Genomic DNA, 19,017 nt, shown 5'->3' with positions numbered 1-19,017 from the left:
CAAGGCTTAGTCTACGCCTTGTACGCAGCCCGTCAATTCCGCTCCGCTCAGGGCAGCAAGACGCGGGGCTTGGGCAAGCTCAGCGTCATGTCGCGCACGAAGTCCCCGCTGAGACCCGCGGCTCCAGCCATGATGTCCCGCAGAAAGTCGATCGCGGCGGGCGAGGTCACCGGCACAAAATGATTGAGACCTGACCCATCCGAGAGCGCCGTAAAGTCGATCACCATCACATCGGGGCGCTGCACCTTGTCGGCGCGGTAGATCATGCCGAGGCGCGGCTTGCGCCCGGTGATGAAGCCCGAGAGCGACAGGGCACGATCCGCCTTGGTGATGAAAATGAGAAAGGGTTGCGGCAGGCGGCCAATCGTCTCGGCCTGCCGGTCGAAGACATCGGGATCAATGTCGGGTGACATCAGCACCACACCGCTGATCCGGGTCAGCAGAGCGCGATCCTCGCTGAGCGCAATGCTGCGCAGCGCCTCCATCACCAGACTCGATCCCATCGAATGGGCCAGCAGAAACACCTTGTCGCCCGGCCCGCCGGTCAACTGGCGCAGCACCGCCGTCAGATCGTCGCGTGCATAGAGCACCGAATCGCGGTCATAGATATAGCCGCGCGGATCACCGGCCGAGGGCCAGGAAAAGAGAACCCCCGGCATGGCCGTGTCAAAATCGGTCTGGATTTGAGCCAGCCGATACATCGCCTCGGAAAGGGTGTTGTTATAGCCGTGCACGAAGAGCAGCGTCTCGCGCGTGCCGGGATGGTTGCGTCGCATGGCGCGTTGCATGTCGGCCACCCCGTCAAACACCTCGGTGCCTGTGACCACGAAATCGGTGGCGGCATCGGGCGGACCTTCGGGCCATTCGATCTGTCCCGGCGCATGGGTTGGCGGCACCGACACATCAGCACGGAAGAACCGCAGCCCCTCGGGCCGCTCCAGCCCAAAGATCGGCCCGGTCTGATCCAGTTTGCGCCCGGTGGCCACATAGACCGGCTGTATCGTGGCGGCGGGGTTGGGGGCCGCACGCTCGGCGGTGACACGCGGCGCACAGGCCCCAAGAAGCACAATCGCGCCGCCCAGCATGGCGCGCCTGACATTGCCTGCCCAGTTGTCACCCAGTCCCATGCCACACCTCACCCGCACTCATTTCGCAGTGAGAGATACGCGCAAAGACCGCCCGCGCCAAGGGACCTCAGGCGGAGGTGAGCATGCCTTTTTCCTGCGCCAAGGCGCGCATACGCTTTTGCAGCTTTTCAAAGGCGCGCACCTCGATCTGGCGAATACGCTCGCGGCTCACGTCATAGGCGGCGCTCAGATCCTCGAGTGTCACGGTCTCGTCACTCAGCCGCCGCTGGGTGAGGATGTCGCGCTCGCGCTCGTTGAGCACATCCATCGCCTGAACCAGCAGTTCGCGGCGTGCATCAAGTTCGTCGCGCCGCTCATAATCGCCGGCCTGATCGGCATCCTCATCCTCGAGCCAGTCCTGCCATTGCATCGAGCCTTCGCCCTCTGCGCCGACCGTCGCATTGAGCGAGGCATCGGCCCCCGCCATGCGCTGATTCATGCTGATCACTTCGGCCTCGGTCACGCCCAGATCGGTCGCGATCTTCTTGACCACTTCGGGGCGCATATCACCGTCTTCCAACGCGCCGATCTTGGCCTTGGCCTTGCGCAGGTTGAAAAAGAGTTTCTTTTGCGCCGAGGTGGTGCCCAGCTTCACGAGGCTCCAGGACCGCAGGATATATTCCTGGATCGAGGCGCGAATCCACCACATCGCATAGGTCGCAAGCCGAAAGCCGCGCTCGGGGTCAAAGCGTTTGACCGCCTGCATGAGGCCCACATTGGCCTCGGAAATCACCTCGGCCTGCGGCAGCCCATAGCCGCGATAGCCCATGGCGATCTTGGCCGCGAGGCGCAGGTGGCTCGTGACCATCTTGTGCGCGGCCTCGGTGTCCTGCTCTTCGGCCCAGCGCTTGGCCAGCATATATTCCTCTTCCGGCTCCAAGAGCGGAAACTTGCGGATTTCCTGCATATAGCGGTTGAGGCCACCTTCCGGCGTCGGGGCTGGCAGATTGTTATAATTTCCCACGCTGTCGTCCCTCCAGATGTTTGCATCGTTAACATTCAACTAGGTAGAAGCGGGCACCCTTTCAAGGTGCTTACACTGATGTAACTAACGCAGAGTTAGGATGGTTCCGTCGCCGCGCTCGTTTTATGACAGAAAGTCACGCGATCTTGCGCCGCTGTCACGCAGCGCGCAAGGCAGAGAGCAGCGATTGCATGTCCTCGGGTAGCTCCGCCTCGAACCTGAGCGCGGCCCCGCTGACCGGGTGCGTGAACCCCAGCACCGCCGCATGAAGGGCCTGACGGGGAAAGTCCTGCGCCGCCGCCGCACCCGCAGGCGCCAGCGCCTTTTCCTTGAGCTTGCGGCGCCCGCCATAGACCGGATCCCCGATCAGCCCATGGCCCGCATGGGCCATATGCACCCGGATCTGATGGGTGCGCCCGGTCTCCAGCCAGCACTCCATCAGCGCGGCAACGGCGGGCGTGCCGAAACTCTCGATCACCCGCGCCCGCGTCACCGCATGCCGTCCGCCCTCGAACAGGACCGCCTGCCGCTGCCGGTCGGTCTTGTGCCGCGCAAGGCGGGTGGCGATGCGCAGGACATTGCCAGCCTCGAAACTGATCCCCGGCAGGCCACGCAGCCGTGGATCGCTCGCATCAGGCACACCGAAAACCACGGCCAGATACTGTCGCGCGACGCTATGCGCCTCGAATTGCGCGGCCAGACCCTGATGCGCGGCATCCGACTTGGCCACCACCAAGAGGCCACTGGTATCCTTGTCGATGCGGTGGACAATCCCCGGCCGCTTGGCCCCGCCCACACCCGAGAGGCTGTCACCGCAATGATGCAAAAGCGCGTTGACCAGCGTGCCCTCGGGGCTGCCGGGGGCGGGATGCACCACCATGCCCGCAGGTTTGTTGATCACGATGAGGTCGTCATCCTCATGGACCACCTCGAGCGCAATGGCCTCTGGCATCATATGGCTCTCGCGCGCCTCCGGCAGGGCAATCTCGATCAGGTCGCCCGCCTGCACCCGCGCCTTAGCCTCGGTCACAACCGCGCCATTGACCCGCACCGCCCCCTCTTCCAAGAGCCGCGCCAGTCGCGTGCGCGACAGGACCGCCGCCTCTGGCACATCCCGGACAAGCGCCTTATCAAGGCGCTGAGGCGGATCATCCCCGATCCGGAAAACAAGCGGGTCCAATCCCATGGATGACAACTCTCCGCCGGTCGCCCCGGCCACACTGAAGTTTCTGGCGCGGCTGGTCACGCTCTTGACCGCCACGATGGTTGTCGGCCTCATAGTGATGATCGGCCTCTTTGTCACCCGCTTCTGGGGCGACGAGGCGGGTACGCTGGCCCTGCCCGACAGCGTCACCCTTCCGGCGGACACGCGCGCCACCGCCGTGACTCAAGGGGCGGACTGGTTTGCCATCGTGACCGAGGACAACCGCATCCTCATCTACGACCGCCAGAATGGCAGCCTGCGGCAAACCGTGACCATCGAGACGCAAAACTGATTTTTTTTGAGGGATGGTACCGCCTCCCTGGCTTGAACAGGGGACCTCTGGATCCACAATCCAGCGCTCTAACCAACTGAGCTAAGGCGGCACTGGGGGGCGATTTAGCTTTACCGTGTTGGGATTGCAAGTCTAATGCAACGCGATTTCCCAGGTTTGTTCCACCAGATCACAGCCATAGGCGCGCACCGGGCGCTCCGCTGCGATCCGCCAGCCGTTGCGCGCGTAGAGCGCACAGGCGGCGCGGTGGCTCTCGTGGGTGGCCAGCGTCATCCGCGCATAGCCTTTGGCCCGCGCAAAGGCCATGCAATGCCCCAGCATCCGCTGGCCAAGCCCCTGCCCCCGCGCCTCTGGCTCCAAGAGAAAGAGCCGCAGCTTGGCCACCTCCGCGCTCTGCGCCACGCAGAAAATCGAGCCAAGCGGCCGCCCATCCGCCTCGGCGATCCACCCCGCCTCACGCGCAGGGTCATGGCGCGCCAGATAGTCCGCGATAATCTCGGCCACCAGCGGCGCGAATGTGGCGTCAAACCCCGCCTCACGCGCGTAGAGGGTCCCGTGGCGCTCTGTCAGCCAAGGGGCGTCCTCTGCTCGAAACAGGCGCAGCGCGATCTCATCCATAGCGCCCAGCAAAGCGCTAAGACGCTTGTCAATCAAGGGGGAAACAGATAGCACGCCCTCTGTTGCAAGGAGAGCGCCATGGGTATCAATTCAGAGAGCGACATCGAGGCCAACCTCCAGATCGGGCCGACCGATCAAGGCATGGTGCGCCTCTATATCGAGGCGCAGGGCATTGACCTTCCTATGGATTTCACCCCGGAAGAGGCCGAAGAAATCGCGCAGGAAATCATCGCCTCCGCGCAGGCGGCGCGGGCCAAGGGCTCATAGGCGCGGATCAAGCACCGATTGCAACCGCCGCGCCGCATGGCGGGCAAACTTGCGTGTGAGCGCCGCGCGCCGCGCGCCCGCAAGGCGGGTCTCCGGCCCCATGCGGATGATTTCCGCGCCATAGCCATCCGCGAGAATCAGCCCCGTGCCCTCGGGCAACAAATCCACCGGAAAATCCGCGTCCACCGCCCAGAAATAGCGGTCACACCATTGCAGATAGCCCTGCCACTTGGCATCGCCCATGAAATCGGCGCGGCTCGACTTGCACTCGATCACCCAGATTTCGCCCTTGGGGCCAAGCGCCATCACATCCACCCGCCGCCCCCGTTCGGGCACGAATTCCACAATCGAATCAAAATCATGGCTGCGCAGGTGGCGACACACCCCGCGCGCCAGAACCTGCCCCGGTTGCAGCATCTGATCTGTCCCAAACTCCATGGGTGGAATTATGAACAAACCGCGAACGCGCGCAACCCCTTGTCGAAGGCTCGGGAAAGACTTACCTGTGGGGCGTGACGGGTGCTGTTCTTCTCGACAACGGTTGCATTCCAGTGGCCTTAAGCAATTCCGAGGGAATTGGCTCTGTCTGGACCCTGGTCCAGTTATCCGATGCCCACCTGTACATACAGGTCCTCGGGAATCATACCACCGAACGGTTGCTACGGGCCCGTCACACCCATCGACCGTGTTGGAATTGCGCCGCGCTCAGCGCCGCTGAACCGGGCGCCGCCGGCCATCAACCCGCACCGGAATCGCCATATATTCCCGCACCATCGCCCGCTGACGGTGCCCGCCACGCGGCTCATCGTCGTCGTCATCCTTCATCCGCATCACCGCGATCGCGAATTGCACGCCGGCAAACACAATGCCATTGGCGAACCACAGCACGACCACCGCCAATAGGCCCTTGTCGGAATGCGTCACCAAGTGCCACAGGTTCGCGACATTGAACCACAGAAGCATGGCCACAAAGGCCCCGGCGATGCCGAATCCGATGGCAACCTGCGTGATATAGAGGCGGACAAGCTTGGGCATATTACGACTCCTTTGCTTAGGGTCCGATTCTACGCCTTTGCCACAGGATTACAAGTCAGCGCCCCGCGACCCTTTCGCCCGATGGCATCATCTGGCCCAAAATACCTCGGGGGTTTGGGGGCTGGCCCCCAATTTGTGCAATCCGCCGATCAAAACGCCTCGGGTCGCGCCTCGTGTGCCATGTGATCCAGTACGGCATTGACGAATTTCGATTCCTTGCCGGACGGATAGAAGGCTTTGGCGACGTCGACATATTCCATGATCACCACTTTGGGCGGTGTGTCGGATTGCACCAATTCTGCCCCTGCCGCCCGAAAGAGCGCACGCAGTGTGGGATCAATCCGCCCGATCGGCCATTTCGCCACCAGCGCCCGGTCGGTCATCTGGTCGATCTTGGCCTGCCAGCTGACCGCATCGTCAAGCAGCTTGCGAAAGAGATCGACATCACCCTCGGCCATATCGACGCCCTCATCGACCTCGGCCCCAAAACGGAAGTCGACAAATTCCTCGCGCACCGCGTCAGAGGTCTGGCCGGAATGTTCCATCTGAAACAGCGCCTGCACCGCGTATAGGCGGGCGGCGGATTTCATCTGGCGCTTGCGATTGCCCGAGAGGGCGGGATCGGTGGTCATGCGACGGGTTTGCCTTTTGCTGCGCCTGCGATCTGGATCTCCTCGGTCGCGGGCTTGAATCCCACGCCCTTGCGCGGGCCGCCCCATTTACGGGCGAGCGCCACCAGATGCAAGGCCGCCGCCGCCGCACCCGCGCCCTTGTTCATGCGCGCGGGATCGGCGCGCACCTCGGCTTGGGCGCGGTTTTCGACCGTCAGGATACCATTGCCGATGCACAGGCCTTGCAAGCCCAGCAGCGTGATACCGCGCGAGCTGTCATTGCAGACGGTGTCGTAATGCGTGGTCTCGCCCCGGATCACACAGCCCAGCGCCACATAGGCGTCGAAATTGGCCACGCGTTCCGCGATACCGATGGCTGTGGGCATTTCCAGCGCGCCAGGAACTTCGGCAATCTCGTAGGTGCCGCCCGTGGCCTCGATCTCGGCCGTGGCCCCGGCAATCAGATTGTCGGCAATGTCGCGATAAAACGGCGCCACCACGATCAAGACCTTGACGGGCTTGTCAAACTCAGCGCGCGGCAGGGAATATTCATGCTCGGCCATGCTCTTACTCCTCGGTCAGGGGGCGGGTGCCGGTGATCGAAATGCCATAGGCATCAAGGCCCAGATAGCGGGTTTTCGGGCTATCTGTCAGCAGGATCAGCTCGCGAATGCCCATGGTTGACATGATCTGCGCGCCAAGGCCGGTGTGCTTGATGGTACGCGGCGCATCCTCATCCTCCATCTCACCCGCCAGTTTGGGCCGGGGTTGACGGAATAGAAACACCGCGCCGCGCCCCTCGCGTGCGATGATCTCCATCGCGCGCGGCAGCTTGCCGGTCGGCCCATCACTGCGCTTGCTCAGGCCAATGCCCAGCACATCTTCCAGCGCGTTCAGCGCATGGGTGCGCGCCAGCACGGGGCGGCCATCGGTTACATCGCCCTTGATGAGCACGACATGCTCGGTCTGGGTGATCTGATCGGCAAAAATCCGCATCTCCCAATCGCCCCCATGGCTTGAGGAGACGGAGTCCCGACCCACCTCGGTGATCAGGTTGTCATGCTTGTGGCGATAGGCGATGAGATCGGAAATCGTGCCGATCTTGAGGTCATGCTTGGCGGCAAATTCGATCAGGTCGGGCAGCCGCGCCATGCTGCCGTCCTCTTTCATGATCTCGCAGATCACCCCTGAAGGGTTCAGCCCCGCCAGCCGCGCGATATCCACCGCCGCCTCTGTATGGCCCGCGCGCACCAGCACGCCCCCGCGCCGCGCCCGCAAGGGAAAGACATGACCCGGCGTGGCAATCGCCGCCATGGTGTTTTGCTCGTTTATCGCGGTGGCAATGGTCAGCGCCCGGTCGGCTGCGGAAATACCGGTGCTCACCCCCTCTCGCGCCTCGATGGACACGGTAAAGGCGGTCTCATGCCGCGAGGAATTGTTGACCGCCATCATCGGCAGGCCCAGCCGGTCGATCCGCTCGGCGGTCATCGGCAGGCAGATCAGGCCGCGGCCATGCATCGCCATGAAATTTACCGCCTCCGGCGTGGCGAACTCGGCGGCGATCACCAGATCGCCCTCGTTCTCGCGGTCCTCGTGGTCCACGAGAATGAACATCCGGCCCTTGCGCGCCTCCTCGATGATCTCTTCGGTGGGCGCAATCGCATGGCGCAGATCGGCCTCGACGGGGCCGGGTTTCTCGAATGGAACGGTGTCGGACATGGGCGCGCCCTCCGGGGTGTTGCAACCCGGCCCGGATACCGCAGCCGCGCGGCAATGGCCAGAGGGGATCAGCCCGTGACCTGTTCGCCAAGCAGCGTGACCACCCGCGCCAGATCGGCGCGCGGTGGATCAAAGGCGGGATGTTCCAGCATCAATGCCTTGCCGGACGGCACAGATACGGTAAAGGGCGCGATCAGGCTCCCCTCGTCCAGTGCGCTCTGAACCAGGCTCTGATGCCCCATCAGCACCCCTGCCCCGTGCCGCGCCTCTTCCAGCGCAATGGCATAGAGCGAATAGCGCGGCCCGTCGGTGGGCAGGCGGAGATCCGGCATCATCACCCGCGCCCAGAGCGCCCAGTCCTCGGGCCAGAGTGCATCGTGCAACAGGGTCTCTGCTGCCAAATCGGCGGGGCTGCGCAACCGCGCGGCAATCTCGGGCGCACAGACCGGCAGGATCATATCCTGCGCCAGCACCCGCTCGCCCCGCGCGCCGGTCGGCGGGCGGATAAAGAGGCTGAGATCAAAAAGATCACGCGCCAGGTTGGGTGGGGCCTCGATGGCTGAAACGGAAATGCGCAGCTCTGGCAAGGCCGCGCGCACCGCCGGCAGGCGCGGTGATAGCCAGAGCTGCGCCACCGATGGCAGCGCCGCGATATGCAACGTCCGATGCCGGGCCGCCCCCCGCAGGCCATGCACCGCCGCCCCCATCGCGTCAAAAGCCGCGGCGAATCCCGGCATCGCCTCTGCCCCCAGCGCCGTCAGCCGCACCCCCTGCGACCGACGCTCAAAGAGGTCCGCGCCGATCCAGTCCTCCAATGCCCGGATATGTTGCGATACTGCGCCAGGCGTGACGCACAGCTCTTCGGCAGCATTGGCAAAACCGCCCAATCGGGCGGCCGCCTCAAACGCGCGCAACGCATTGAGCGGCGGCCCCTTGGGGCGTGGTGGCGACACGGACATTTTCTAGCCTTAGTTTTTCTATGCTGATTTTTACATAATCTCGTTTGCACCGTCCATCCCCGCGCGCCATCTTGCCGGGAACAAACCCGCAGGAGACCACCATGACACTTGCCCGCCGCCCTTGGGTGCCCAGCCTTTGCGAAGACCTGATCCAGACCCTTGCCACACGCACCGCGCATCAGGACGCGGGCACCATCGCCGCGCGCATCGAGGCGCTGGCAAGTGACAACCGGCGCATCCACGAGGCCCAGTGTTTCAACCTCAACCCCGCCACCAATGTGATGAACCCGCGCGCCGAGGCGCTTCTGGCCTCGGGGATAGGCTCGCGCCCGTCGCTGGGCTATCCGGGCGACAAATACGAAATGGGGCTCGAGGCGATCGAGGAAATCGAGGTCATCGCGGCGGAACTCGCCGCCGAGGTGTTCGGTGCGAAATACGCTGAAATCCGCGTGCCGTCGGGCGCGATTGCCAATCTCTACGCCTTCATGGCCACCTGCCGCCCCGGCGACACGATCATCGCGCCCCCCGCCTCTGTCGGCGGCCACGTCACCCATCATGCACCGGGCTGCGCCGGGCTCTATGGCCTGCGTATCCTTGAGGCGCCGGTGAATGCCGATGGCTACACGGTCGATGTCGCGGGTCTGCGCGCGCTGGCCCTGGCCGAACGCCCCCGGCTGATCACACTGGGCGCAAGCCTCAACCTACAGGAGCACCCCGTGCGCGAGGTGCGCGCGATTGCCGATGCGGTGGGGGCCAAACTGCTTTTCGACGCCGCGCATCAATGCGGCATCATCGCGGGCGGCGCGTGGAAGAACCCGCTCGATGAGGGCGCGCATCTGATGACAATGAGCACCTACAAGAGCCTTGGGGGCCCTGCCGGGGGGCTCATCGTCACCAACGAGGCGGATCTGGCGGAACGTCTGGATGCCATCGCCTTTCCTGGCATGACGGCCAATTTCGACGCGGCGAAATCCGCAGCACTTGCCATCACGCTCTGCGATTGGCGCAGCCATGGCCGCAACTATGCCGCGCAGATGATCACGGTGGCTCAGGCGCTTGCAACGGCGCTCGAAGCCGAAGGCCTGCCCGTCTTCAAGGCCGGGGGAATCGCCACCGCCTCGCACCAATTCGCCATCGCGGCGGCGGGGTTCGGCGGCGGTCAGGCGGCGTCCAAAACGCTGCGCCGCGCGGGCTTTCTCGCCTGCGGTATAGGCCTGCCGATTGCGCCCGTGGCGGGCGATATGAACGGGTTGCGCATCGGCACGCCCGAACTGGTCCGCTGGGGTGTCACACCAGAGCATGCCCCGCGCATGGCGGCGCTTATCGCGCGGGCGCTGCGCGGCAATGACCCCGATGCGCTCTTGCCCGAGGTCTCAGGCTGGCGTCAGAGCTTTGACCGGCTGCATTACATCACCTGAACCGCATTAGAGCGGGTTCACATCGCCCCGGCCCCCGCGCCGGGGCCTCTACCCTGCCTCGGCAAGGTCCCGGATCAGGTCCGGGACGGGTGTGGTTTGATGGGGCGCCACACGCTCTAATGCAGCTTCTTGCGAATGCGCTGCACCATCCACCACACGAGGGCGATGACAGGTAAAGTCACGGCAGCGGTCACGCTGCCCTTGCTCATGCCCAGCACCTCCGCCAACGGATAAAGCAGATAAGAGGCCAGCGACACCGCGTAATAGCTGATCGCCACCACGGACAGACCCTCGACCGTCTTTTGCAACCGCAGTTGCAGATCGGCGCGCTTGTCCATGCTCTCGAGCAGCGCCTGATTCTGTGCGCTCCGCTCCACATCCACCCGCGTGCGCAGCAATTCGCCCGCCCGCATCGCCCGGTCGGCCATGGCGGCCAGCCGATCCTTGGTGGCGCGCACGGTGCGCATCGCCGGATCATAGCGGCGCATCATGAATTCCGCGAAGGTCTGCCGCCCCTCAAAGCGTTCCTCGCGCAAGACCGCAATCCGCTGGTTGACGATCTGCTCATAGGCCGCCGTCGCGCCAAAGCGGAAGGACGAGCGCGCCACCAGCGCCTCCAACTCGGCCGAAACCCGCAAGAGGCTTTGCAGCGTTTCCTCCGCTGGTTGGCTGCCCCCCGTCATGTCATTGATCAGGCGGCTCAACTGGCTATCGGTCTCGCCCATCTGGCGGCCCATTTCGCGCACGCGGGCAAAGCCCAGCATCGACATCGCCTTGTAGGTCTCGATCTCGCACAGGCGCTGCACCACGCGGCCAATCCGCCGCGCGCCGGTGCTGGGGGCCACGTGCAGCGAGAACCGCAGATGCCCCGCCGGATCAATCCGAAAATCGCCCGCCATAACGGCCGCATCATCCAGCACGCGCGCCACCGCCACGCTCTCGGACACGAACCACTGGTCAATCTCGTCACGCGTCGCCTCGCGGCTCTTCCACGGGATCACCCGGATCATCGCCGAGGTTACGCGCAGCCCTGGCGCGTCCGCCAGCCAATCGGCCGGAAACACCTCGAAATCCGCCGGATCAAAGGGCCGCGCGCTGACCCCGTCGGTAAAGACGGTATAGGTCACCATCTCGGTATGGCTTTCCCATTTCAGGCTGTGCCGCCCGATCTGGCCGGAATAATGCGTGGCCCCCGGCTGCGGATGCTTGGCCCCGTAGCGATCGAGAAGTGCGATCAGATGCGCCAAATCCGCCGCCCGGTCCCGCTTGGCAGCGTCATGCGGCTGCTTGACCGCCAGATAAACGGCGGTGCAGGGCGCATTGAGCGAGGGAAAGGGGCGCGCATGCAGCTCATTGGCCAACTCATAGCGCAGCGGGTGGTCCTGAATGGGGGGCATGCGCCGTTCTCCTGTTCCTCCGCGCTCCATACCGCGTGCCGCGCCCGCGAAAAAGAGGTTTTTCGTTCAAACCCAATGATTTAGCGGAACACAAGTGTATACCGCGCAAGCTTTGGGCGTCATCGTTCCCAAAATACTCAAATTCCAACCTTTGCCAAAGGGAAAGCAGAACACGAAAGGGCGCAGCCTCTCGGCCGCGCCCTCTGCATTCTCACATCCCGAAACGATCAGTCGATCTTCGGCAAAAGGCTCGACAGGCTCGCCTTGGCATCGCCATAGAACATCCGCGTGTTGTCCTTGTAGAAGAGCGGGTTCTCGATCCCCGAATAGCCGGTGCCCTGCCCGCGCTTCGAGACAAACACCTGCTTGGCCTTCCAGCACTCCAAGACCGGCATCCCGGCGATGGGGCTGTTGGGATCGTCCTGCGCCGCCGGGTTCACGATGTCGTTGGAACCGATGACGATGGCCACATCCGTGTCGGGGAAATCCTCGTTGATCTCGTCCATTTCCAGCACGATGTCATAGGGCACCTTGGCCTCGGCCAAGAGCACGTTCATATGCCCCGGAAGACGGCCCGCAACCGGATGGATGGCGAAACGCACGTTCTTGCCCTTGGCCCGCAGTTTCGCGGTCAGTTCGGAAACCGCCCCCTGCGCCTGCGCCACCGCCATGCCATAGCCCGGAATGATGATGATGCTGTCGGCCTCGTTCAGCGCCGTGGCGACACCATCGACGTCAATCGCCACCTGCTCGCCTTCGACCGCCATCTGCTCGCCCGCCGGGCCGCCAAAGCCGCCCAGAATGACCGAGATGAACGACCGGTTCATCGCCTTGCACATGATGTAGCTCAGGATCGCACCAGAGGAACCGACCAGCGCCCCCACCACGATCAAGAGGTCATTGCCAAGGCTGAAGCCGATCGCTGCCGCGGCCCAGCCCGAGTAGCTGTTGAGCATCGACACCACCACGGGCATGTCCGCGCCGCCGATCCCCATGATCAGGTGATAGCCGATGAAGAACGCCAGAAGCGTCATCACCACCAGCGTCCAGATGCCGGCGTCATTGAAATACATGATCCCCAGCACGGTCGACAGGATCGCCGCCCCGGCATTGAGCATGTGCCCGCCCGGCAGCTTCTTGGCGGCGGTATCAACCTTGCCCGCCAGCTTGCCAAAGGCGATGATCGAGCCGGTAAAGGTCACCGCCCCGATAAAGACGCCCAAGAACACCTCGACCCGCAGGATCGCCACCTCGACGCTGGTTTTCTTGGCCAGCACGGCGGCAAAGCCCTCAAGCCCCTTACGCGCGGTGTCGTCCATCGCCAGCACGCGCCCCAGTTCGATATCGGCGTTAAAGCCGACAAAGACCGCCGCGAGGCCCACAAGGCTGTGCATCGCCGCCACAAGCTGCGGCATCTCGGTCATCTGCACCCGCGTGGCCACCACATAGCCAATCGCACCACCGGCCGCGATCAGCACCAGCGACAAGAGCCAGAGCCCGGCACCGGGGCCAATGAGCGTGGCGACAACCGCCAACGCCATACCGGCCATGCCATACCACACCGCGCGCTTGGCGCTTTCCTGCCCCGAGAGCCCGCCCAGAGAGAGGATGAAGAGGATGGCCGCCACCACATAGGCGGCCGTCGTGAAACCGTAATCCATGATCCTCTACTCCTTATGACTTCTGGAACATGGCGAGCATGCGCCGGGTGACGAGGAAGCCACCGAAAATATTGATCCCGGCCATGAAGACCGACAGCGCCGCCAGCAGGATGACCAGGAAAGACCCCGATCCGATCTGCATGAGCGCACCCAGAATGATGATCGACGAGATCGCGTTGGTCACGGCCATCAGCGGCGTGTGCAGGCTGTGCGACACGTTCCAGATCACCTGGAAGCCCACGAAAACGGCCAGGACGAAGACGATGAAATGCTGCATGAAGCTGGCCGGGGCCACCAGACCCACCCCCAAGAGCAACGCAGCACCGACCACCAGAAGCGTGACCTGTTGCTTGGTCTGCGCCTTGAACGCCGCCATTTCCGCCGCGCGCTTTTCTTCGGCCGTCAGTTCCTTGGCCTTTTCCTTGGGCTTGGCAGCAGCAATCGCCGCAACCTTGGGCGGCGGCGGCGGGAAGGTAACGGCACCCGCATGGGCCACAGTGGCCCCCCGGATCACGTCATCCTCCATGTTGTGATTGACCTTGCCATCCTTCTCGGGCGTGAGGTCCGACATCATGTGGCGGATGTTGGTGGCATAAAGCGTCGAGGATTGCGCCGCCATCCGGCTCGGAAAATCGGTATAGCCGATGATGGTCACGCCGTTGTCGGTGACGATCTTTTCATCCATCACCGTCAGCTTGCAGTTGCCGCCCTTTTCGGCGGCCAGATCCACGATGACCGAGCCGCGCTTCATCGCCTTGACCATATCCTCGGTCCAAAGCTCGGGCGCTTCGCGGTTGGGGATGAGGGCGGTGGTGATGACGATATCCATCTCCGGGGCCAGTTCGCGGAACTTGGCCAACTGCGCCTCGCGGAATTCCGGGCTAGAGACAGAGGCATAGCCACCGGTGGCGGCCCCATCCTGCTGCTCTTCCTTGAAATCGAGATAGACGAACTGCGCGCCCATGGATTCGACCTGCTCGGCCACTTCGGGCCGCACGTCAAACGCATAGGTGATCGCACCGAGGCTGGTCGATGTGCCGATGGCCGCAAGCCCCGCCACGCCCGCGCCGACGATCAGAACCTTGGCCGGGGGCACCTTGCCCGCCGCGGTGATCTGCCCGGTAAAGAAGCGGCCAAAGTTGTTGCCGGCCTCGATCACCGCGCGGTAGCCCGCGATATTGGCCATTGAGGACAGAGCGTCCATCTTCTGCGCGCGGCTGATGCGCGGCACCATGTCCATGGCGATGACCGATGTGCCCTTGTCGGCGAGTTGTTTCATCTGCGCCTCATTCTGCGCAGGCCAGAAGAAGGAGATCAGAAGCTGGCCTTCGCTCAGGCGCTTGGCCTCTGTCTCGCTGGGCGGGCGCACCTTGGCCACGATATCCACGGCCTTGTAGAGGGCCGCAGCGGTCTTGATCACCTCGACCCCGGCAGCCTCATAGGCCGCATCCGAGAACCCGGCAGCGGCCCCGGCCCCGGCCTCGATGGCGCAGTCATAGCCCAGCTTTTGCAATTGCAGGGCCGAATCGGGCGTCATGGCGACCCGATTCTCGCCCTCATGCACTTCCTTTGGCGTTCCGATCTTCAATGCTGTCTCCCCCTTTGGCAGATGACGTGTTTTGGTGGCCCCGCAGCGCGGCATGCCGGTTTCCTTGTCCCGAAAGTCGTTATTTCACACTATTTCGTGAGTGACGAGATCAAGATTGTCGCGGTTTCTACAACCAACGTCTGGTTTTTTCACAATATCGCGCAAAATCCATGCGGAACTTGCGCCGCATCCGGTCCTCTTCCGGTATAACGAAGCGTTTTTCGATCACCCAGACGAAAACGGGAATCAGTGGCAGCGCCAGAACCGCGTCCCAGCGCAGAATCAGCCCCGCGAGAATCAGCGCATCCCCCAGATAGATGGGGTTGCGCGAACGCCGGAAAATGCCCGACTGAATCAGCCGCTCGGGCGTTTCATGCGGCACGATGCTGGTCTTGTGCCGGCGAAATTCCATGGCCGCCATCAACACCAGCAAAATCCCCCCACCCACGAGCACCCCGCCCAAGAGATCGGCCCAGGTCTCGCCAAAGCTGAGGCCCATGCCATAGAGGCTGGATTGCAACCACGCGAGTGCAAGAAACCCCGCCAGCCAAACAGGCGGCATGTCGATCCATTTCAGCATGGGCCTGCGATCCCTCTCGAGGTTGTCACTTGGTCAAGAGCGGCTACAGTAGCGCGAGTCAAGGTGGAGGCAAGATGACAATCGCGGGCAAACACGCATTGGTGACGGGCGGCGGCAGCGGCATTGGCCTTGCTATCGCCCGCGCGCTGGCCGAGGCGGGCGCAGAGGTGACAATCACCGGACGCCGCGCCGCGGTGCTGGAGGCAGTCAGCGGCGCAGGCCTGCATCCCGTCGTTATGGACGTCTCCCGAGAGGCCCATGTCGTCGCCGGCGTGGCCGAGGCGGTCGCCGCGCGCGGCCCGATCCAGATCTGCATAGCCAATGCCGGCATCGCCGAGGGGCGCGCCCTGCACAAGACCGACGCCGAGTTCTGGCGTCAGATCATGGCCACCAATCTCGACGGCGCATTCTACACCTTGCGCGAATGTCTGGGCGGCATGCGCCAGACCGACTGGGGTCGGGTCATCGCCATTTCCTCGATTGCCGGGATCAAGGGGCTCAAGGGCGCGGCCGCCTATACCGCTTCGAAACACGGGATGATCGGCCTCATCCGCGCGCTGAGCGAGGATTATCTTGGCACAGGCCTGACCTTCAACGCGATTTGTCCCGGATATGTGGACACTGACATCGTAAGCCGAAATGCCACCGCCATTTCGCAGCGCGCAGGCGTCTCAGAAGAGGCCGCGCGCGCCATGATGATCGAGGCCAACCGCCACAAACGCCTGATCGCCCCTGAAGAAGTGGCGCAAGCAGTGCTCTGGCTCTGCGGTCCGGGCTCGTCCAGCCTCAATGGCCAGACCATCGAGATCGCAGGCGGTCAGGTCTGATCCAAGGCTTCGCGGCCTGCATGGTTTCTTTATGGTGGAAATACTCCGGGGGTCCGGGGGCAGCGCCCCCGCCTTACGCCGGACATGATTGACCCGCTTTTAGACACAATCGTCTAAAATTCTCCCGAATGCGCGCCCATTGCCGCCGCACACTCTGTGTATCCAGCTTGGAAACAACAGGGTGCCGTAACTATGCCAACGACGTTCAACTGGATCTTTTTAGGGACCGAGACGGATTTTCTTGATCCGACCGAAGGCAACAGCAATGCCGAAAACGCCGCCCTCTTCGAAAACCGCACCTACGGCAGCGCATTAGACCCGCTTTACCAGCGCATCACCAGCACCACGACCATCAACAACGGTGGCGCAGGCGGTGCGCTCGACATGAACAACACTGCGGCCAATGACGCCTTTACCACCGACATAGGCGCGGGCACGCAGACGTTTATCTTTGACGGGCTCAGCGTTTTCAACGCGACCATCACCTATGCCAATGGCACCACCGCGCTTGTCACGGCGGTTCTGGCGCAATCCACCACCGGCGAGTTGTTTCTGGCGCCCGAAATCGGCTTCAACGCCGATGTCACCGCCTTCGAGGCCGGACCGATTGTTTCCATCACCCTCGACAGCGTCAATGCCAGCACCAATACCAACCTCGGCGCGGACCGCGTGGCGCAGGCCTGGGATAACGGGATCGTCGAGGGCACCGGCGGGGCCGACCTCATCAATGGCAGCTATATCGAACCTGTCGCCAATGGCTCTGACCGGGTGGATAATGGCGACGGGCTCAGCGGTCCGGGCTTCAACGACGACGTCATCAATGCGGGCGCAGGCAATGACACCGTGCTCGCTGGCCTTGGCAACGATTCCGTGCAGGGTGGCACCGGCGCCGACAGCCTGAGCGGCGAGAGCGGCAATGACACGCTGCTGGGCCAGGGCGGCACCGACACGCTGATCGGCGGCGCAGGAGATGACAGCCTTGAGGGCGGCGCAGGCAATGACGTGCTCTACGGCGATGGCGGCACCGCCGCACGCTGGAGCTATGATGTCTATACCCGCGACTTCACCTCGGCCAATGGTCAGGCGTTCACCATCGAGAGCGGCACCTTGGCGGGGTCCGGCACCTCTGCGGGCTTTGACGTCACGGGTCATGGCCAGCAGGCGACAGGTCAGTTCGATCCCAATGACTACGGCATTATCTATACCTCCAACCTCATCGCCTCCGCGGATGGGGTCTATCGCTTTACCACCACCTCGGACGATGGCTCGACCATCCGCATCCTCGACAGCAACGGCAACCCGCTGACCTTTACCAATCAGATCGGCACCACCGGATCGTTTCTCGACAACGATTTCCACCAGGCCGCGACGACACGCTTTGGCGATGTCACGCTCGAGGCGGGCCAAAGTTACACCATCGAAGTGCGCTATTGGGAAAACCTTGGCGGCAACGTGCTCTCGGGCACGGTCACCCTGCCCGGCGGCGCGGTGCAGGATCTGGCCAGCAGCCCGCTCATCGTGGGCAGCGATGCGATTGCGGGCAACGATTTCCTTGACGGCGGCGCAGGGGCCGACCTGCTCTTTGGCGAAGGCGGCAATGACACGCTGATCGTGGGCGAGAATGACACGCTTTTTGGCGGCGATGGCGACGATCTCTTTGTCATCGAACCGCCCGCCGAGACCGGCACCGGCACGATCACCATCGTCGGCGGCGAAGGGGGCGAAACCAACGGCGATACGCTCTTCCTGTCACCCGAGGCGCGCAAGGCCGACATCACCTTTACCAACACCGATGACGCGGCGGGCGGCCTCTCGGGCAGCTTCACGCTCAGCGACGGCACCCTCGTCAACTTCTCGGAAATCGAGAACATCATCTGTTTCACGCCCGGCATCGGCATCCTGACCCCGCGCGGCGAGCGTCCGGTTGAGTCCTTGCGCGCAGGCGATCTGGTGATCACGCGCGATCATGGCCCGCAACCGATCCGCTGGATCGGGCGGCGCACCGTGCCGGGCATCGACCGCTTCGCCCCGGTGCGCGTGGCCGCCCATGTGCTCGACGGGGCGCGCGCGCCGCTTCTGGTCTCGCCGCAGCACCGCTTTCTCTTCACCGGCTACAAGGCAGAGCTGCTCTTTGGCTGCGACGAAGTGCTGGTCGCCGCACGGCATCTGGTCGACGGCCTGGCCGTCACCCAAGAGGAACAGGCCGCCGTGACCTATATCCACGTCATGTTCGATCAGCACGAGGTGATCTACGCCGAAGGCGCTGCGACCGAGAGCTTTCACGCAGGCGACATCGGCATATCGGCCATTTCGGATCAGGCGCGCGAAGAGATGTTCAGCATCTTCCCGGAACTGCGCAGCAATCCCAATGCCTATGGTGCCACCGCGCGCCCCTGCCTCAAGCGCCACGAGGCCAAACTTTTACAACCCTGCGGATAACGCCCCTAAATTATGACGCGCACGGGCCGTTAAAATGCCTGAATCCAGCCAAAGTAACAGCACGCTGGGACTTTAACACTATTCCAAAGGGTACGTCTTATGATCGTCAAGACTGACCTTGCCCGAGTGTTATCTTACGTGGAAAGCAGGTTTTATGTTTAAAAAACATATATTTAAGACACGCACATCTTTCCCCCGCGCGCGTGAGCGCTGGGGGCGGCACGGGGTGTCTGCGCGCCCCTTGGACTGTCTGCCCCTCTGATCGGACGATCCTCCGCCGCCTGGCCCGTCACGGCCACACCCACGACCAG

Annotated in this window: 19 protein-coding genes and 1 tRNA gene; 5 read left to right on the top strand and 15 right to left on the bottom strand. The window is 63.4% G+C overall.

What is annotated here, in order from left to right; genetic code table 11:
- Window positions 1–47: 47 nt before the first annotated feature.
- The 3 genes from ROSMUC_RS10510 to ROSMUC_RS10500 form a co-directional block, all read right to left on the bottom strand.
- Entirely contained in the window at window positions 48–1,127 is a 1,080-nt protein-coding gene (locus ROSMUC_RS10510; protein ID WP_037272715.1) for an alpha/beta hydrolase, read from the bottom strand.
- Window positions 1,128–1,194: 67 nt separating this feature from the next.
- Window positions 1,195–2,091 (bottom strand): RNA polymerase sigma factor RpoH, encoded by an 897-nt coding sequence (gene rpoH / locus ROSMUC_RS10505; protein WP_037272713.1) that lies wholly within the window; start codon window positions 2,089–2,091, stop codon window positions 1,195–1,197.
- 157 nt (window positions 2,092–2,248) lie between these two features.
- Window positions 2,249–3,277 carry an RluA family pseudouridine synthase gene (locus tag ROSMUC_RS10500; RefSeq protein WP_037272711.1) on the bottom strand — a complete coding sequence of 343 codons (1,029 nt, stop codon included), beginning with the start codon at window positions 3,275–3,277 and terminating at the stop codon, window positions 2,249–2,251.
- On the opposite strand from ROSMUC_RS10500, the gene ROSMUC_RS10495 reads away from it, so the two are divergent.
- A complete protein-coding gene (locus ROSMUC_RS10495) occupies window positions 3,276–3,587 on the top strand; it encodes a DUF6476 family protein (protein ID WP_052115312.1) in 312 nt (103 codons plus the stop codon). The genes ROSMUC_RS10500 and ROSMUC_RS10495 overlap by 2 nt on opposite strands.
- Window positions 3,588–3,601: 14 nt before the next feature.
- Here the strand turns inward: ROSMUC_RS10495 and ROSMUC_RS10490 are convergent.
- Together ROSMUC_RS10490 and ROSMUC_RS10485 are read right to left on the bottom strand one after the other, a co-directional pair.
- Window positions 3,602–3,678, bottom strand: a tRNA-His gene (locus ROSMUC_RS10490).
- Between the two features lie 41 nt (window positions 3,679–3,719).
- Window positions 3,720–4,205, bottom strand: coding sequence for a GNAT family N-acetyltransferase (locus ROSMUC_RS10485; protein ID WP_037272708.1), 486 nt, complete (start codon window positions 4,203–4,205; stop codon window positions 3,720–3,722).
- A gap of 78 nt (window positions 4,206–4,283) precedes the next feature.
- Here ROSMUC_RS10485 and ROSMUC_RS10480 point away from each other — a divergent pair, with 78 nt between their 5' ends.
- A complete protein-coding gene (locus tag ROSMUC_RS10480; RefSeq protein ID WP_008280662.1) occupies window positions 4,284–4,472 on the top strand; it encodes a DUF6324 family protein in 189 nt (62 codons plus the stop codon).
- Here ROSMUC_RS10480 and ROSMUC_RS10475 read toward each other — a convergent pair.
- From ROSMUC_RS10475 to ROSMUC_RS10450, 6 genes are all read right to left on the bottom strand, one after another.
- Complete coding sequence (locus tag ROSMUC_RS10475; RefSeq protein WP_037272704.1) at window positions 4,467–4,910, bottom strand: MmcB family DNA repair protein; 444 nt, start codon at window positions 4,908–4,910, stop codon at window positions 4,467–4,469. The genes ROSMUC_RS10480 and ROSMUC_RS10475 overlap by 6 nt on opposite strands.
- A 267-nt stretch (window positions 4,911–5,177) precedes the next feature.
- On the bottom strand, window positions 5,178–5,507 hold the full coding sequence (locus tag ROSMUC_RS10470; RefSeq protein WP_037272703.1) for a hypothetical protein: 330 nt from the start codon (window positions 5,505–5,507) through the stop codon (window positions 5,178–5,180).
- A 149-nt stretch (window positions 5,508–5,656) separates the two neighbouring features.
- Window positions 5,657–6,139: a transcription antitermination factor NusB gene (gene nusB / locus ROSMUC_RS10465; protein WP_037272701.1), complete on the bottom strand. Its 483-nt coding sequence runs from the start codon at window positions 6,137–6,139 to the stop codon at window positions 5,657–5,659.
- On the bottom strand, window positions 6,136–6,681 hold the full coding sequence (locus ROSMUC_RS10460; protein ID WP_037272699.1) for a 6,7-dimethyl-8-ribityllumazine synthase: 546 nt from the start codon (window positions 6,679–6,681) through the stop codon (window positions 6,136–6,138). Before ROSMUC_RS10460 ends, nusB begins: the two co-directional genes overlap by 4 nt.
- A gap of 4 nt (window positions 6,682–6,685) precedes the next feature.
- On the bottom strand, window positions 6,686–7,837 hold the full coding sequence (ribB, locus tag ROSMUC_RS10455) for a 3,4-dihydroxy-2-butanone-4-phosphate synthase (RefSeq protein ID WP_037272698.1): 1,152 nt from the start codon (window positions 7,835–7,837) through the stop codon (window positions 6,686–6,688).
- 68 nt (window positions 7,838–7,905) lie between these two features.
- Window positions 7,906–8,796: a LysR family transcriptional regulator gene (locus tag ROSMUC_RS10450; protein ID WP_037272697.1), complete on the bottom strand. Its 891-nt coding sequence runs from the start codon at window positions 8,794–8,796 to the stop codon at window positions 7,906–7,908.
- A 101-nt stretch (window positions 8,797–8,897) separates the two neighbouring features.
- On the opposite strand from ROSMUC_RS10450, the gene ROSMUC_RS10445 reads away from it, so the two are divergent.
- Window positions 8,898–10,214 carry a serine hydroxymethyltransferase gene (locus ROSMUC_RS10445; RefSeq protein WP_037272696.1) on the top strand — a complete coding sequence of 439 codons (1,317 nt, stop codon included), beginning with the start codon at window positions 8,898–8,900 and terminating at the stop codon, window positions 10,212–10,214.
- A 116-nt stretch (window positions 10,215–10,330) separates the two neighbouring features.
- Here ROSMUC_RS10445 and ROSMUC_RS10440 read toward each other — a convergent pair whose 3' ends face one another.
- The 4 genes from ROSMUC_RS10440 to ROSMUC_RS10425 form a co-directional block, all read right to left on the bottom strand.
- Window positions 10,331–11,611, bottom strand: coding sequence for a DUF3422 family protein (locus ROSMUC_RS10440; RefSeq protein WP_037272695.1), 1,281 nt, complete (start codon window positions 11,609–11,611; stop codon window positions 10,331–10,333).
- 227 nt (window positions 11,612–11,838) lie between these two features.
- On the bottom strand, window positions 11,839–13,272 hold the full coding sequence (locus ROSMUC_RS10435; protein ID WP_037272693.1) for an NAD(P)(+) transhydrogenase (Re/Si-specific) subunit beta: 1,434 nt from the start codon (window positions 13,270–13,272) through the stop codon (window positions 11,839–11,841).
- A gap of 13 nt (window positions 13,273–13,285) precedes the next feature.
- Window positions 13,286–14,860: a Re/Si-specific NAD(P)(+) transhydrogenase subunit alpha gene (locus ROSMUC_RS10430; protein ID WP_037273004.1), complete on the bottom strand. Its 1,575-nt coding sequence runs from the start codon at window positions 14,858–14,860 to the stop codon at window positions 13,286–13,288.
- Window positions 14,861–14,987: 127 nt separating this feature from the next.
- Entirely contained in the window at window positions 14,988–15,440 is a 453-nt protein-coding gene (locus ROSMUC_RS10425; protein WP_037272691.1) for a methyltransferase family protein, read from the bottom strand.
- Window positions 15,441–15,514: 74 nt separating this feature from the next.
- On the opposite strand from ROSMUC_RS10425, the gene ROSMUC_RS10420 reads away from it, so the two are divergent.
- Both ROSMUC_RS10420 and ROSMUC_RS21560 read left to right on the top strand, forming a co-directional pair.
- Window positions 15,515–16,267 carry an SDR family NAD(P)-dependent oxidoreductase gene (locus tag ROSMUC_RS10420; RefSeq protein WP_037273002.1) on the top strand — a complete coding sequence of 251 codons (753 nt, stop codon included), beginning with the start codon at window positions 15,515–15,517 and terminating at the stop codon, window positions 16,265–16,267.
- A 192-nt stretch (window positions 16,268–16,459) separates the two neighbouring features.
- Window positions 16,460–18,706, top strand: a complete 2,247-nt coding sequence (locus ROSMUC_RS21560; protein WP_037272689.1) for a Hint domain-containing protein — start codon at window positions 16,460–16,462, stop codon at window positions 18,704–18,706.
- The last annotated feature ends 311 nt before the right edge of the window (window positions 18,707–19,017 follow it).

It is taken from the genome of Roseovarius mucosus DSM 17069 (assembly GCF_000768555.3).
Lineage (GTDB): Bacteria > Pseudomonadota > Alphaproteobacteria > Rhodobacterales > Rhodobacteraceae > Roseovarius > Roseovarius mucosus.
Note: the sequence above shows the minus strand (reverse complement) of the source record. Positions and strands in the feature narration are given on the sequence as shown.